Annotated in this window: 14 protein-coding genes; 8 read left to right on the plus strand and 6 right to left on the minus strand. The window is 53.6% G+C overall.

Translation table 11 applies throughout. From position 1 onward, the window contains the following. Positions 1-184: 184 nt before the first annotated feature. The 6 genes from K9N21_00095 to K9N21_00120 all read right to left on the minus strand — a co-directional run bounded on the left by K9N21_00095 (position 185) and on the right by K9N21_00120 (position 6,730). Complete coding sequence (locus K9N21_00095) at positions 185-1,414, minus strand: CoA transferase (protein ID MCF8142297.1); 1,230 nt, start codon at positions 1,412-1,414, stop codon at positions 185-187. Between the two features lie 90 nt (positions 1,415-1,504). After that, on the minus strand, positions 1,505-2,821 hold the full coding sequence (locus K9N21_00100) for a TRAP transporter large permease subunit (GenBank protein MCF8142298.1): 1,317 nt from the start codon (positions 2,819-2,821) through the stop codon (positions 1,505-1,507). Next, positions 2,818-3,333, minus strand: coding sequence for a TRAP transporter small permease subunit (locus tag K9N21_00105; GenBank protein MCF8142299.1), 516 nt, complete (start codon positions 3,331-3,333; stop codon positions 2,818-2,820). Before K9N21_00105 ends, K9N21_00100 begins: the two co-directional genes overlap by 4 nt. Before the next feature lie 246 nt (positions 3,334-3,579). After that, positions 3,580-4,704, minus strand: coding sequence for a TRAP transporter substrate-binding protein (locus tag K9N21_00110; protein ID MCF8142300.1), 1,125 nt, complete (start codon positions 4,702-4,704; stop codon positions 3,580-3,582). 350 nt (positions 4,705-5,054) lie between these two features. Beyond that, positions 5,055-5,738, minus strand: a complete 684-nt coding sequence (locus K9N21_00115) for a fumarate hydratase C-terminal domain-containing protein (protein MCF8142301.1) — start codon at positions 5,736-5,738, stop codon at positions 5,055-5,057. A 62-nt stretch (positions 5,739-5,800) separates the two neighbouring features. Then, positions 5,801-6,730: a fumarate hydratase gene (locus K9N21_00120; GenBank protein ID MCF8142302.1), complete on the minus strand. Its 930-nt coding sequence runs from the start codon at positions 6,728-6,730 to the stop codon at positions 5,801-5,803. 795 nt (positions 6,731-7,525) lie between these two features. Here K9N21_00120 and K9N21_00125 point away from each other — a divergent pair. The 8 genes from K9N21_00125 to K9N21_00160 all read left to right on the plus strand — a co-directional run bounded on the left by K9N21_00125 (position 7,526) and on the right by K9N21_00160 (position 15,721). Next, on the plus strand, positions 7,526-8,986 hold the full coding sequence (locus K9N21_00125) for a HAMP domain-containing histidine kinase (protein MCF8142303.1): 1,461 nt from the start codon (positions 7,526-7,528) through the stop codon (positions 8,984-8,986). Then, complete coding sequence (locus K9N21_00130) at positions 8,968-10,314, plus strand: sigma-54 dependent transcriptional regulator (protein MCF8142304.1); 1,347 nt, start codon at positions 8,968-8,970, stop codon at positions 10,312-10,314. The genes K9N21_00125 and K9N21_00130 overlap by 19 nt, the downstream gene beginning before the upstream one ends. A 249-nt stretch (positions 10,315-10,563) precedes the next feature. Beyond that, positions 10,564-11,010, plus strand: a complete 447-nt coding sequence (locus K9N21_00135) for a universal stress protein (GenBank protein MCF8142305.1) — start codon at positions 10,564-10,566, stop codon at positions 11,008-11,010. A gap of 278 nt (positions 11,011-11,288) precedes the next feature. Continuing rightward, on the plus strand, positions 11,289-11,699 hold the full coding sequence (locus K9N21_00140) for a response regulator (GenBank protein ID MCF8142306.1): 411 nt from the start codon (positions 11,289-11,291) through the stop codon (positions 11,697-11,699). A 120-nt stretch (positions 11,700-11,819) separates the two neighbouring features. Next, the gene (locus tag K9N21_00145) at positions 11,820-11,981 is read left to right on the plus strand and encodes a hypothetical protein (GenBank protein ID MCF8142307.1); all 162 of its coding nucleotides are present in this window, start codon (positions 11,820-11,822) and stop codon (positions 11,979-11,981) included. A 154-nt stretch (positions 11,982-12,135) separates the two neighbouring features. Beyond that, positions 12,136-13,944, plus strand: a complete 1,809-nt coding sequence (locus K9N21_00150; protein MCF8142308.1) for an SLC13 family permease — start codon at positions 12,136-12,138, stop codon at positions 13,942-13,944. Positions 13,945-14,031: 87 nt separating this feature from the next. Then, a complete protein-coding gene (locus K9N21_00155; protein ID MCF8142309.1) occupies positions 14,032-14,844 on the plus strand; it encodes a cytidylate kinase-like family protein in 813 nt (270 codons plus the stop codon). A 64-nt stretch (positions 14,845-14,908) separates the two neighbouring features. Then, entirely contained in the window at positions 14,909-15,721 is an 813-nt protein-coding gene (locus tag K9N21_00160) for a cytidylate kinase-like family protein (GenBank protein ID MCF8142310.1), read from the plus strand. Positions 15,722-15,761: the final 40 nt, after the last annotated feature.

Here is a 15,761-nt window from a genome sequence, read left to right on the forward strand (position 1 = left end):
CCTCAACAATTTTCAAAATCTGAACCACTTCATCTTGACTGATCGTATCCATTAACAACCTCCATTCGCACGATTTTGAAGAAGGGAACTCGTCACGACTATTTAACTGCTCAGGCTGAAAGAGCGCATCGGCCGCACAGCTACCTGGTGAGCATCGAATTTCCTTATTGATCCTGTCCGATTTTCAAATAATATTTTCTTCCTTCAACTCTTCCAGTTCCTCATCGGAAATTCCTAAAAGTCCCTTGTACACCTCCTCATTGTGCTCACCACAGTAAGGTGCCGGCCGTTCAAACCCGGCTTCCGAATCGGTAAACTTAATAGGAAAACCTGCGACTTTTAGGCCCGTATTTCCGCTGACCGGATGGATGACATCTTGAATCATATTTCTGTGATTGAGTTGAGGGGATTCCAGGACTTCCTCATATTCTAATACGGCATCACATGGAACTTTGTACTCTCTCAACCGTTTCAGTGCTTCCTGCCTGGTGAGATTCTCCAGCCACTGGTTCACTATATGTTCCACATCATCTGAGTATTTAAATCGTCCTTCTTGATTTTTGAATCGATCATCACCTTCAAGGTCCTCCCGTCCGGTGGCCTTCAGAAATGCATTCCACTGTGTATTGTTGGCAACACATATGATGAGATGCCCGTCTTTTGCTTTGTATGAATTCCACGGCGCCAATCTGGGGTTCCGATTCCCGGTCCTGACCGGCATTCCCAGAGACATATTATAATCCAAGGCTTCGTCGGTAACCACTGAGAAACAAGCGGCCTGCATCGCTATATCTATTTTGTCTCCTTGACCGGTTTTTTCTCTTGAATAAAGCGCCGCCAGGATACCCACCACACTATACAGAGAAGGGATCATATCCCCGATCCACGCCCCACACCTTGTGGGGGGCCCGTCCGGGTATCCTGTAATTCCCATAATGCCGCTTGTTGCCTGAATGGTAAGATCAAATGCGGTCCGATCCCTGAAAGGGCCGTCCTGACCATAACCTGAGATGGAACAATAGATAATTCCGGGGTTGATCTTCTTTAAATCCGGATAATCAAGTCCCATTCGTTCCATAACACCCGGGCTGAAGTTTTCTATAACGATATCACTCATGTTGACCAGGCGCCTGAATAGCTCTTTCCCCCTTTCATCCTTTAAGTTCAAAAAGATACTCCTTTTCCCCCGGTTTCTTTTAAGATAGAGGATAGACATATCCGTATTATTTTTCATTTCAAAGCTGACACCGTTGGGACCGGCAAAAGGCGGATTCCATCGGCATGGATCCCCGATTTTAGGCCTCTCAACTTTGATAACATCGGCACCCAATGCGGCAAGATTAAGTGTCGCATAGGGCCCGGACAGGTAAGCGGTTAAATCGAGGACTTTAACCCCTTCCAGGTGTTTTTTCATGTTTCGCCTCCATTCTGACGCTCATGCAAACAATTTTCGCTTATATGGATCCTTCCGGGGAGCCCGTCATGTTAACCGCACGCCAAGGCCTTATCGTGCCAGCAGGGAAGGAAGCCAGAGAACGATCTGGGGAAAGAAAAGGAGAAGCAGCGTCCCCACCGCTTGAAGCCCCATGAACTGTAACATACCGATGTAAATGTCTTTAAGGTCCCATTCGGGCACGACACCCTTCAGCCAGTAGGAGGCCAATGCCACCGGGGGAGACAGCCACGCCGTCTGGAGGCATACCGCCACCAGAATGCTGAACCAGACAAGGTTGATCTCGAATGCCTGGACCACAGGGAGCACGATCGGAACCACGATAAGGACAATCGGGATCCATTCAAGGGGCCACCCCAGGATGAATATGACCAGCAGGATGATCAAAATGGTCCCGAATGGTCCCAGACCCAGCCCGATGAGGGCCTCGGTAATCATGGTCGGAGTTCCAAGGCGCGAGAAGACGGCCCCGAAAAAATTGGAGGCACCAACAAGAAAGACGACCATGCCGGTCACCTCCAGGGTCTGCATCCCTGCCTTGTAGACTCTGGCCCACGTGAATCGGCGGTATGCCAGGATGAGGACCACCGACCCGCATGCGCCCATCGCCGCGCCTTCGGTCGTGGTGGCCCATCCGAACAGGATACTCCCCAGGCACGCCATAACCAGCCCTGCGGGAGGCACGAGACCCACGCCGAGTTCTTTAAGGATGAGGAGGAAGGAACTCGCCCGCTGGTCCTTGGAAAGGGCCGGGCCCATATGAGGCTGGATGAAGCTCCGCAGCAGGGCATAGCCTCCGAAGAGAGTGGTCAACAGGAGTCCGGGCACTATGGCCGCAGCGAACAGGTCCACCACCGACACTCCCACGATAGGCCCCATGACCACCAGCATGACGCTCGGTGGAATAAGGATACCGAGCGTTCCGCCCGCAGTGATGATTCCGGAGGACATGCGCACGTCGTACCCGCACTTATTCATGGTGGGCGCGGCCATGACGCCGAGGAGCACGACCGAGGCGCCAACGATCCCGGTGGCGACGGCAAAAATCGCGGCGCTGATTGCCACTGCCAGGTAGAGGGACCCCCGCACCGGTGCCAGGAGAAGTTGGAATGCCCTGAACAGGCGTTCCATCATCCCCGATTCCTCCAAAATCAGCCCCATAAAAAGAAACAGCGGCACCGCCGCCCAGATCGGGTCCTCCATTAGCGAGAAGTATTGATATACCATCAGGTCGAAGACAATCCAACCGAAACCGATGTATCCAAACACGATTGACAGGATGATGAGAGTGAATGCAACGGGAAAGCCGATGAACAGCGCCACTGAAAGGACGCATATGTAAACGAGGCCGAGCATCTCCGGGCTCATAACCGATGCCCCCGGAGCAATACATACAGGTTTTTCAGGAACTCGGAAATCCCCTGAAGAAGCAAGAGCGCCATTGCCACGGCCATCACCATCTTCAACGGATATATGGGGGCCATCCACGCACTCGTGATTGCCCGTTCCCTTATCATCCACGATTCATGCGCGAACCGCAAGGCGAACCACAGGAAGATGGAGATCCCAGGGAAGAAACAGGTGACATAGAATACGGCGTTCAATGCCGCCTGGGTCCGGAGCGACCACTTATCCGAGATAAAGTCGATGGCGATATGCCCGCCTCGATAGAGGGCGTAAACCGCACCTGTCATCCCCAAGAGGCCGTTGAGCATATAACTGAGGTCCATCGCCCAAATTGTCGGGCTGATGAATAACTTGCGGACCATCACCTCATAGACGAGAACGGCCATGAGAGGGATGACCAGCCACCAGGTGAGCCGTGCCAGCCAGAGCGTGATACTGTCCAGAACCTTTACGATCCTCTTAAGTGCGTGCATCCTAAAAACCTCAGTCCATGTCCATCCCAACGACCTCACCGAGGGTTCGACCTCCACTTGTTACGCCGTCATTGGCCGCTTCACGCTATCTACACTTCGTTTTCACCCACCTCTCGATAGCCGAAGCCTGCGGCACCGGCACAGCAAACTCCCCACTCAGTTTCAGCTTTAATATTGCATACAAGGCTGCGCCGGGTGCCGCAAAGGAAATTCGCGGTGCCCCTGATCCTTACGGCGTTGGAATTGCTACTTTTTGCCCTCCACCAGGAAAACGGAGCTATTGAGGGACGCCTTCCAATACGGGCGGATCAGGTCAGCGTAATCGCGTTGAGAGTCCAAAACCTTCTTGAAGAAGGGGTCTTTGGTATACTTTTCCAGCACCTCGTCAGTCGCCTTCATGTAGGCGGTGAAGATTTCTGGCGGCACATCGTGAACGATGACGCCATATTCTTCTGTGGCCTTCTTCAAGAGCTTGCCGTTATCTTCAAGCAATCGATAAAAAGTTTCCAAAACAGTAGCCCGGGAACAGATCTCTATCATCTTCTGCAAATCGGGTGAAAGCTTGTTCCAAAAATCCTTGTTGATGATCAACTCCCACGTCGAGATCGGGAAGTGTGCGCCCTGGAGATAGTAGTGTTTCCATATCTGGTGGAAACCCAAGGGGATATCATCGTATGGGCTCCCCCACTGCGCGCCGTCGATGACGCCCCGCTGACCCGCCGGAAGAATTTCACCGCCAGGCAAAAATGTTGCCGGAACTCCGATCTTCTTCCAGGTCTCGGCCACAAGACCCGGGCCCGACCGATAGCGGCGGCCCTGAAGATCCTTCAGGCTTTCTATCGGTTTCTTGAACCATCCCACGCTGAGCGGGCCATGGAAGCCCACCGGAAAGGCCACCAGGTTCATCTTGATGATGTCACGAAAATACTCTTCATGAAGCTCACGGCCAGGCCCGAATATCAGCCAGGTCATATGGCCGAACTGATCAATGCCGACTTTGCTCCCGCCACCCGCGGGCGGTGCGCCGAAGAGGGCGCCGGCCATGTTCTTTCCCGCGAAATATTGGGCATACGTAGCGCCTGCTTCCACCGTACCTGTGTTCACCGCGTCTGGGATCCGCGCCGTCGGGACGATGGCGCCGTCCGGGAAGACCTCAATGTCAAGGCGTCCGTCCGACATGACCCGAACCGCCTCTGCGAGCCGAGCCACCGATTGAAAGGATAGACTGACATTTGGCGCAGCCGTTTGTACCCGCATCTTTATGGCGGCGGCCATCACCGACGGCGTGGACCACGCGCCAAGAAGAAGGCATACTGCGGGTATCACCAAAAGCAAAACAATAACCCTGTCCCTCAATTTCTGCCAATCCATAACCGAACCTCCTTAAAAGTTAAAGGTTAGTAAAAATTTAACAGCAATCGCCTTTCCATCAATCCATACGACCATTTTAAAAGGGACACTTTAAATTGTTATTTCACCCCGACTATAGGCGTTAACTGGACTGGCAAATGGGACTAAAGCTCGCTGTTTTACGAACAGATTATTATCAGAGGCTCCATATCCCGGCTTGTAGGTCTGCTTGGCAGGCTCAATATTAAGGTACGTCAATGGTTTCCTCGGATCCAGGCTTTAACATTATGATCGCCGAATTCGAAAAAATTGAAATGGCCCAAGTGGCATGGACCACCAGATAAAAAATTCTACGTGTTATGCCGCTCCAATTACATAATTTCCTCCTCCGCTGAAGCGATTTCTCCCATTCGTTTCATCGCAAACCTCGGAAGTCCTTCGTAGAGTCCTAAAAAGTTGTCATTAATCTCGTTATTCACCCGTTCAAACAGATTCTCCCCCTGGGCATCGCACTCAACTATAAAGGGGCCGAATTTTTCCACTTCCAGAACCCATATCGCCTGAGCGAGTCCCAGCTCCTTTTTCCAGGCAACGTCTTTCACACTTAAGATTCCCCTGCCATAAATCGCACCCATTCCGTAACCGATAGTCGTCAGATAGATGGCACCATTTGGCTGGAAGCATTTCTTGTATACTTCTGAGGACATTCCGCCTTTTCCGATGAGTATGCGAATTTTGTACCGCTTTAGAAACTCTGACATATACTTGGCAAACCGAAAGCTTGCGGTTCCGGTAATAGATGGCACATGGTAAACCCCGGGCTCGATCTCTTTCACCGTGGGCGAGGCGTTGATTGTTGCTCCTCCAAGGGCGCCTATATCGATAGGCGGCTCTTTCTTCTTCTCAAAAATCATATCATAGAGACCTTCGCGTCCGGTAAACACAAGTCCATTCAAGAAAACGGCATCCCCAACCTTGAGGGGTGAAATATCACTCTCGCTCACAGGAAGCGTTAGATTGAACTCACGCAGCACTTTTTGATTTTTACCTTCCATGTAATCAGACCTCCGGTCATCAAACTGAGATTGCGATTAGAATTCAATAATTGATTCTGGTATTATTCAATGGTTTCTCTTCGGTAGTACGGTGTAAACCAACGGGGATCTTCTCTAAATTCCGTGATATTGTCGGCAAAAATGCGTACCGTTTTTCTTCTCTGGGCATAACAGAACTGCTGAATACCGACCGGCATTCCGCCTGTATGCGCATAGGCGACTTCAATATGAACATCCAGTACCGCTGAGTTCCCTGGAAACCCCATCGGCCCGAAACCGGCGTTGGCCCCAATTTCTGCCAATTCCTCTTCCAGGCTTGCAATTTCGGGATCCGGGTTTCGATCTCCCACAATGCGCAAGCAGGCCGCTTCTTTTGCCAACCGGACACATACATCTTTTGTGCCGCCCACACCGACCCCTATGGTTGCCGGCTGGCATGCCATGCCCCGGCGAAGGAACTCGGCTAATGAATCGAGAAAGAAGCGCTTTAGACCGGGAATGCCGTCTGCGGGGAATAGCATCCGATAATCGCCGCCGAACAGACCGCCTTTATGCGTCACCGTGATATCCATCCAATCTGCATTAGGTTCAAAACTGTAATCCACCGTGGGAGCGTGAATGCCCACGTTATTATTATTATCCTTTCTTGTAAATGGATGAACCCGGTTGGGGCGTAATGGGATGCTGGCGGTTGTGTCCGCAGTAGCCTGTCGAAGCGATTTCTCAAGTTGAACCATCCCACCCTCTATGACTGCATGATTTCCGATCTTTACGTAATAACGCGGTAGACCCGTATCTGCACACATGGCAACGCGATCCTCAGTGGCGGCATCGTAATTTTCCAGAATCTTTCCCAACACGTAGCTTGAAAGCTGATTTGTCTCATTTTTTGAAAGTTGCTCGACTTTTTGATAAGCATCCTTTGGGATATCAATGGCCGCCCTGACATTCAGTTCCCGCGCAGCATCCAGTATAATATTTTCTCTTATCATTATTAATGACTCCTTAGGACATTATTGTGGTGATATCCGTCGTTCTTAGTTGACGTAAACGGAGTGAGTCGACAGTCCTTTTCTAGCCTATTTATACTTCTTATGGTCGCTATCTTCCCCCATTGCATGATGGAAGAAAATTTAGATGTCTTATCTTTTAAGCAAACTCTGTACCAACTGCATGCCACGCTGTAACCCATCGGAAATTCACCTTGTTTTGTTTCAAAACGCATAAATGACTTCCATCGATCAAAACATAAACCCAATAACTGACGGATTTGCCCAATTTTGGGCATATACAAAAATGGAACGAACGTACGGGGAGTCACTTGATATGGATGTGGCAGGTTTCAGATGTTTCAACGAGTACATAAGAACAGTGCCATGCCCTGTGTATTGATAACCTTCTGAACTGGACAACCACTCGATCCCCTTCCCAAAACGGAAACCCACTGACCGCCCCCCACGGTTCTTCATGGACGAAAGCCTTCCCGTCGGATTTCTTCCAGTACCTGATTCCTCCTTCTTTTCCCAGAATACCCGGAACCCCGCAGACCGATTTTTCTTTCCGCTTTTGATGAATCATATTGCAGGAAACACCGCATGTTCCATTTGACATAAGGGTGCTTTTTCGAACGCATCAATTGATCAGAGGGCATTGTTTCTTTATTGCCAGTTGGATGCAAAAAGTGTATTTAATATTGATTAAGGAACGCCACGCGATGTCGATTCAGAGGGTAACCCCTCAAAGCATCCAGGTTGGAAAATTTATCCGTTTTTCAGAGGAGTAAGAGCTTGCATCCCATCCGCATGACCATTCGCGCGCAGATTATGATCGCGTTTATTATCACTTTCGCGTTCATGGCCGGGATTATTGCGGTCAACTATGGATACATCCACCGCCTGTCGCGATCCATGCAGTTGTTCGAGGTGGCCGGTGAACTCAACAGCACCCTTTTGGAGATGCGACGGTATGAGAAAAACTACTTCCTCTACCGTCAGGAGTTCAACTACGAAGAGAATGTCACCTATACCAACCGGCTGGCCATGATCCTTCAGCGGGAGAAGGAGGCCCTGGTCGAGGCCATCGGCAGTGAAAACTACGGGAAAGCCCTCAAAAATGTCGAGGAGTATTCGACGAAGATGGTCCAACTTCGCGAGGCCTCCTGCGCGGTGGGGGATTGCGCCCCGCTCGAAAGCCTGATCCGCGGTATCGGGCATAATCTCCTTCTCCTGGCCGATGAATTTCTCGCTACGGAGCGCAGAGACATTGACAGGCTTCTCGTGCAGATGACGCCCCTTCCCCTCATCGGTTTTCTGATGCTCGTGCTGTTGTCGGGATTTGTTCTATTTTTTATCGGTGAAAAGGTCATCCGTCCTCTGGCAAGAATCACCCGAGAGTCCGAAGCCGTGGCCCGAGGTGCTTTTCAGCGCATCACGCCCTATGGGGATGCCAAAAACGAGATTCACCACCTGGTGTCAGCCATCAACCGGATGATGGAGGAGTTGGAAAAACGGCAGGAACAGCTCATCCAGTCCCGCAAGATTGCCTCCATCGGCACCCTGACCGCGGGCATCGCCCACGAAATCAACAATCCGGTCAACAACCTTTCGCTGATTCTGGAATCCCTGGTGGAAGACGGCGACAACATGGACAACGATGAACGCCGGGGGCTTTATCAGGAGGCCATGGATCAGGCCGACAGGACCAGCGAGATCGTCAAAAATCTCCTCGAATTTTCAAGGGCGAGCCACCCGCGTCTGGAAGACGTGGATCCCTCGGAAGTGGTGGAAAAAACCGCCCGTCTGCTCCGCAATGAGATGGAATTGCGAAAAATCCGGTTCACTAAAGAAATCCAGCCTGGGTTGCCCAAGGTCCGCATGGACAAGGACGGCCTCCAGCAGGTCCTGCTCAATCTGTTCATGAATGCCATTCAGGCCATGGAATCCGATGGCGAGCTGAAGGCAATGGTAGGACCGGCGGACACACCCGGCGAGATCCGTATCGACGTCGTTGATAACGGGCCGGGCATCCCACCGGAAATTATTGAGCAGATCTTCGACCCCTTTTTCACCACCAAGAAAGAAGGTGTGGGAACCGGGTTGGGCCTTTCGGTGAGCTACAACATCATTAAAAAGAACGGGGGCAGGATCGAATTGGAGAGCCAGCCCGGCCATGGGGCACGCTTTTCCATTTTTCTGCCGCTGACAGGTGCATTGTTCAACGGGGAACAGGAATGGACCGATTCAAGATAGCCATAATAGACGATGAATCCATTGTCTGCAGGGAGATCAAACGGGGCCTGTCCAGGGAAGGCTACCATGTGGAAACCTTTGCGGACGCCGAGTCGGGTCTGAGCGCCTTTGAACGGGAGGCCTTCGATCTGGTGCTCTGCGACCTCCGGCTCCCGGGACTGGGCGGACAGGATGTGCTGAAGCACATCCGCACCCATTACCCCCGCACCGAGGTCATCCTCATCACCGGATACGGCTCCGTGGATTCAGCCATCGAGGCGATCCGGGCCGGGGCCTTCCATTATGTGGCAAAACCGGTGAAAATGGCCGAGATCCGGCTTCTGGTCAAACGGGCACTGGATAAGGTGGCCCTGGTTCGCGAAAAGGAGGCCCTCAAGGAGGCCCTCTTCGCCAGGGACCGACCGACTGAGATCGTAGGGCGCAGCAAGGCGATGAATGAGGTGTTTCGGCTCATCGAAAAGGTTGCGCCGTTGGACTGCACTGTGCTCATCCAGGGAGAAAGCGGCACCGGCAAGGAGATGGTTGCCCGGGCCCTGCACCGTCGAAGTCAAAGAAACAAGGGGCCTTTTGTGTCTTTCAACTGCGGCGGTTTTACCGAGGAGTTGATCAGCAACGAGCTGTTCGGCCATGAAAAGGGCGCTTTTACCGGCGCCAACGAAACAAAAATCGGCCTCCTGGAGGCCGCCCACACGGGGACCATCTTCCTCGACGAAATCAGCGAGATGCCGGCCACCATGCAGGTCAAACTGCTTCGGTTTGTCGAAGAACGCGTGTTGCTGCGTGTGGGCGGCGTAAAGCCGCTGCCGGTGGATGTCCGTCTGCTCGCAGCCAGCAATCAGGATCTGGCGGACATGGTCAAGAGACGCGCGTTCCGGGAAGACCTCTTCTACCGACTCAATGTCGTGGGCATCACCTTGCCGCCGCTCCGGACCCGGCGGGACGATATTCCCCTCCTTGTGCGGCATTTTCTCGAAAAATACAGCCACGCCTTTGCCAAGGAGGTCAAGGGGGTTTCCTCCGAGGTCATGCAGATCCTCTCCAGATATCCCTTTCCCGGCAATGTAAGAGAACTGGAAAACATTGTCGAGCGCGCCATCGCCCTGTCCGAAGAAACCGAGATCTCGGTGCGCGATCTCCCTTCCGATCTCCAGGCGCTTTCCATCAGCAGTCTGGAAAAAAATCACTGGCTGTCATTGGAAGAGAAAGAAAAAGAATATATCCGCGAGGTGTTGGTCCAGACCGATTACAACAGGAACCTCGCCGCCGAAATTCTGGGCCTGCCCCGGACCACTCTCTGGCGCAAGATGAAGCGCTTCGGCCTCGAATGAGGCCTTTCCCATTGCCCTGTCGACGTCTATCATCCTTTTCAGTATGAAACATGGGTCTTAACCTATTTAAATCCTTAGCTATCCTTCCAGATTAACTCCATTTCTTGTCCCCGCCTGTTTCAGAATGAAACCTTTTAGAAACCCCCGCCAATGGCTCTTAGGATTAAGCTATTGATATAAAAAGAGTTATTTCGTTTGGTATGCATATTGTATATTTGCAGGCGACAGGCACAGGCAGGGGAGACCGCAATGCTGCAAAAGAAGATACTCGTCCCGCTAAGGACCTCGGAAAAAAGTCTCAAGGGTGTCCATCATGCCCTGGCCCTGGCCAAACGACTCGGGGCCCGGGTTTACATTCTTCAGCAGGCCGCATCCACGGAAGCGGAAGACCCCCTTGGATCGGTTCTGGAGGAGGCCCTGATCGACCTGATCAACAGCGCCCGGGACGCCGGCCTGACCTTGTCGCACCATGTCGCAACCAGGAATTTGAAAGAGGAGATCGTGGGCATGGCGAGGGAAGAGGGGATTGACCTGATGGTGTTCGAGACAGACGACGAGATCGGCAGGCGGCTCCTGGGACAGGTCAAACCCCTGGTGGCGAGCCAGATCATTCAGGTCAAGGAAAAGGTTGTCAGCGATTGCCTGATCGGCGATGCCCCACAGGAAACTTATGGGATCGGCATTGAAAATGTTTAGGGAGGATGGGGACGATCGGGTCAGGGCGGCGAACCCCAAGAACGGCCGGGGCATCCCCAGAAGAAATGCTGAGCAAGTTCCCAAGGCGGCCTAACAGCCGCAATCAAAAAGGTATTGGTGCAGATCCCGGCAATTTTTCGAGCGCTTACCCATATGGCACCAACTTCTCCGCATGGTGCAGAGAAGTTACAACCAAAGATGTCTGAAACCGTGCAGCAAGGCATTTTCTGAACCGGACCCGGCGGCACATAACCCGGCATCAGGAAAAGGAGGGAATCATGAGAGATCCTATCAAAATAGTCGTTATCGATGACGAGCCTATCGTGGGGGAGCGCCTCAAGGCGATGCTGGTGAGGGACGGGCACCGGGTCGAAAACTTTGTCAATCCGCTGAGGGCCATCGATCGTCTGCAAGAAACGGATGTTGACATCGTGATCACCGATATCCGCATGGCGGAAATGGACGGGATTCAGGTCTTGGAGAAGGTCTTGGAGAAATCCCGGCATACCCGGGTTATCATGATCAGCGGGTATGCTACCCTGGACCTGGCAAAGGAATCATTGACCAAGGGGGCCTTTGACTTCATTGCAAAGCCTTTTAAGCTGAAGGAACTTCGAAACACCATTAAAAAGGCGGTCAAATCCCTGGACCGGGAAAATGACCAACCTGCCAGCGCGGCATCAGCCTGAAGCAAATGACGTGTGGGGCGCTTCACTGTGCATTCGACTTTTTTTTGGGTTTGACTTTGTCATGCAGAGAGGGGCGGCCAGGGAACCGAAAAGAAAAGTGCAATATGGAGGAAAATTGAAATGGAAGTATACAGAAGTCCGATGGAAAAAATCCTCAAGCAGCTCGAAGACAGCCTTGTGATCACCAATCCCAAGGATCGCTGCAAGGCCTTCCGGCTCAAGGTGATTTACCGCTGCGCCTACTGGGCCGATCGCGTTGCAGGGTTTTTTCACAGGCGTTGAAAGGCCTACGCTCCCCTTCAGGCAACCCCCGGGGATTGAGGCATGAAAGAAATGAAAGGGTTGGCCTTGACCAAAGGGGTGACATCTGAATTCCTGATTGGACCTCGGATTTCGGACACAATTCCTTCATGATAAACCCAGAGGAAATACGCTTATGGAGCAACTGACACCGGAAATGATCTTGGTAATGGGGATGATCGGCGTGGCCGTATTCCTGTTTATTGTGGAGTGGGTGCGCGTGGATGTGGTGGCCATTCTGATGATGGTCGCCCTCCCCCTCCTCCATCTGGTCACCCCCAAGGAGGCCTTTATCGGCTTGAGCAGCAACGCCGTGGTTTCCATTATTGCGGTGATCATCATCGGGGCCGGACTGGATAGAACAGGCATTATCAACAAGATGGTAACCCCCATCGTCCGCATTGCCGGCAACAGCCCTTCGCGGATTGTGATCGCCATCTCCTTTACAGTGGCCATCATCTCCAGTTTCATGCAAAACATCGGCGCCGCCGCGCTTTTCCTGCCTGCCATACAGCGCGTGAGCAAGTCCCTCAGGATCCCCATCAGCAGACTCCTGATGCCCATCGGCTTCAGCGCCATCCTGGGCGGGACCGTGACACTCGTGGGCTCCAGCCCCCTGATCCTGCTGAACGATCTCATGGCGCCCTTCAATCTCAAGCCCTTCGGGTTGTTCGATGTGACCCCCATCGGACTGGGGCTGGTGATCAGCGGCATCGCCTGTTTCGTCCTGTTTGGGAGGTTCATCCTGCCGAAGGGCGTGGACCCCACATCCGACCAGCAGGGACAGGAAGACAGTTCCAGCCCGCTGGAAGACATCGGCGAGGCATATGAACTCAAGGCGCCCGATGACTTTACCCACTACCGGGACCCGGTTCGGATCGACGATCTTCGCCGGAGATACCTGGTGCACGTGGTGGCCATTATCGAACCCCCTGATTTCAAGATCGTCAGCCCGCCCCCGGACATGGAGGTGCGGTCCGGCATGGACCTGGCGGTCTACGGCGCGGAAAGAGACGTGAAGCGGATGGCCGAACAGGAGGGGATGTTTCTGAAAGGCTCCCTTCAGGTCTTCCGGAATGAAGTGGCGGAAAGCGCTTCGGGGGCGGTGGAAGCGGTCGTGGCGCCCCGTTCTCCCCTGGTGGGAAAGACGTTGAGGCAGATAGACCTTCAGGATCGTTTCCGCGTGACGCCGCTGGCCGTTTATCGGCACGGGGAGACCTATCGCGCCGAGATCGGCGACCTTGCCCTCGGGGTGGGCGACGCCATCCTGCTTCACGGGACGTGGAAGCGGCTGAAAGCCCTTCAGGGAGAAAAGAGTCTCCTGTTCACCACCCCGGTTGATGTGGACCTGATGCGGCCCGAAAAGGCCGCTTTTGCGGGGTTCTGGCTGGCTACCGCCCTGATTATGATCATGGTTTTTAAAATCCAGTTGTCCGTCTGTCTGATGACCGGTGCCCTCGGGATGATTGTCACCAAGGTCCTCACCATCGACGAGGCATACCAGTCCGTGGACTGGAGAACCATCTTTTTGCTGGCGGGCCTGATCCCGTTGGGGATTGCAACCGAAAAAACAGGTACCGCGGCGTGGATCGCCCACGCGGTCCTGAGCGCCATCGGCACGGTGAGTCCCATCGTCCTGCTGGCGATTATCGGCGTGCTGGCCACTGTCTTTACCCTGGTCATCTCCAATGTGGGCGCCACCGTTCTGCTGGTCCCCCTGGTGGTGAACATGGCCATCGCGGCCAATGCCGATCCCCGGATGGCGGCCCTGGTGGTGGGACTGGCCACGAGCAACTCCTTCATCCTCCCCACCCACCAGGTCAATGCCCTCTACATGGGACCCGGCAGGTACAGGAGCGTGGACTTCATGAAGGCCGGCGCAATGGTCAGCGTGGTGTTTCTGGCGGTGATGATCGGCATCATCTCTCTGGTGTATGGGGTTTGATGTCCAATCGCACCCGTCGGCATTGTGAACATCTCATTGCGGGATGTCGAAGGCGGTTCCCAACCTTATGAAAGGAGCAATCGTCACATGTCAATCATAACCATCTCAAGGGGTTCATACAGCAAAGGCAAGGAGGTGGCGGAAAAGGTGGCCGCGCAATTGGGCTATGCGTGCATCAGCCGGGAAGTGCTCCTGGATGCCGGCGACCGGTTTGATATCCCTGAAGTGAGGCTCATCCGGGCCATTCACGACGCGCCGTCCATTCTGGAACGGTTCAGTCACGGCAAGCAGGCCTTCATGGCCTACATACGATATGCCCTCGCCCGCCGGGCACAGAAGGACAACCTGGTATATCACGGCCTGGCCGGCCACCTCCTGCTCAAGGGCATACCCCATATCCTGAAGGTTAGGATTATTGCAAACCTGGAAGACCGGGTCAAAAGCGAGATGAGCAGGGAAAAGATCAGCGAGGAGGAGGCCCGCTCCCTCATTCTCCGGGATGACCAGGAAAGACGCAAGTGGACCAGGAGCCTTTATGGCCTGGACCCCTGGGACAGCACGCTCTACGACCTGGTTCTCCACATCCATAAATTGACCGTGGACGACGCGGTGGCTTTCATCTGTGAGGCGGCCAGGCTGAAGCAATTCGAATCCACCCCGGAGACGCAGCGGAAGATGGATGATCTGGTTACGGCCTGCGAGGTGAAGGCTCTCCTTGCAGACGAATACGTGGATGTGAGCGTTGCATGTGAATTCGGAAACGTACTGATTTACACCCAGTCAGGGGAACGCCAGCAGCATAAACTGCAAGAGAGGGTGAGAAAATTGGGCCGGGAAATCAAGGGGGTCCATCACGTTGAGGTCCATCCCGGGGTCCCGGCCCCGGCTCAAGCAGTCTGACAGGCCGGATTGCGGTCTCCTTAGTGGTGAAGACAAAAAACGCACAGACAGAGGACCCGACATTATGTCCATCATCATTATTTCATCGGATTCGTACGAAAAGGGCGAGGAAATTGCCCGTACGACGGCCCAGACCCTGGATTACGCCTGCCTGGGCAGGGAACTTCTGGCCGCTGTCGCAGCGCAGTACCGGATTCCACAGGACAAGCTGGAGTGGGCCTTGGAATCGCCCCCTTTGTCCTGGGGACGGTCCGCCGGGCTTCAGGGCCGGTGCCTGGCATTTATCCAGAGCACGACCTTAGGCGAGTTGCTGAAGGATAACACGGTGTGCCACGGACTGGCCGCCCATCTTTATGTGGTCGGCATTTCCCACGCACTCAGGGTGCGCATTCTCGCCGACCCGGCCGAACTGGCACGGGATATATCAGGACAGGGAGAGGTCCCCCCTGAACGGGCACCAAGGTTCATCGACCGCCAACGGAAATTGCGACAGCACTGGTCCCTGACCCATTATCAACTGGATGAAACCGATCCTTCGCAGTACGATCTGGTCATCAGTCTCAGCCAAATCCATACGGATGAGGCCATCAAGATCATCGCCCAGACCGCCGGGTACCGCCGGTTTGCGGCCATGACCTATTCCCTCAGGTGTATCAAGGACGCTGAACTGGCAAGCAGGGTTCGTGCCGGGCTCTTGGAGGCGTACCCCAAGGTGAAGGTGCGTGCCGAGGGAGGGACCGTGATTGTCGAGACACAGGGGACCCGACGCAACAAACTGAAAAAGGCCGGTGCCATCAAAGAGGAGGTCCAAGCAATGGAGGGAGTGGATTATGTGGAGGTCCACGTCAAGAATGGTTTGTTCAAGAGGGCTCCATGAGGGTATTGTTTTCAATCCCCAAAATTTCTAAATCCCCACT

This window comes from Deltaproteobacteria bacterium (assembly GCA_021737785.1).
GTDB lineage: Bacteria > Desulfobacterota > DSM-4660 > Desulfatiglandales > Desulfatiglandaceae > AUK324.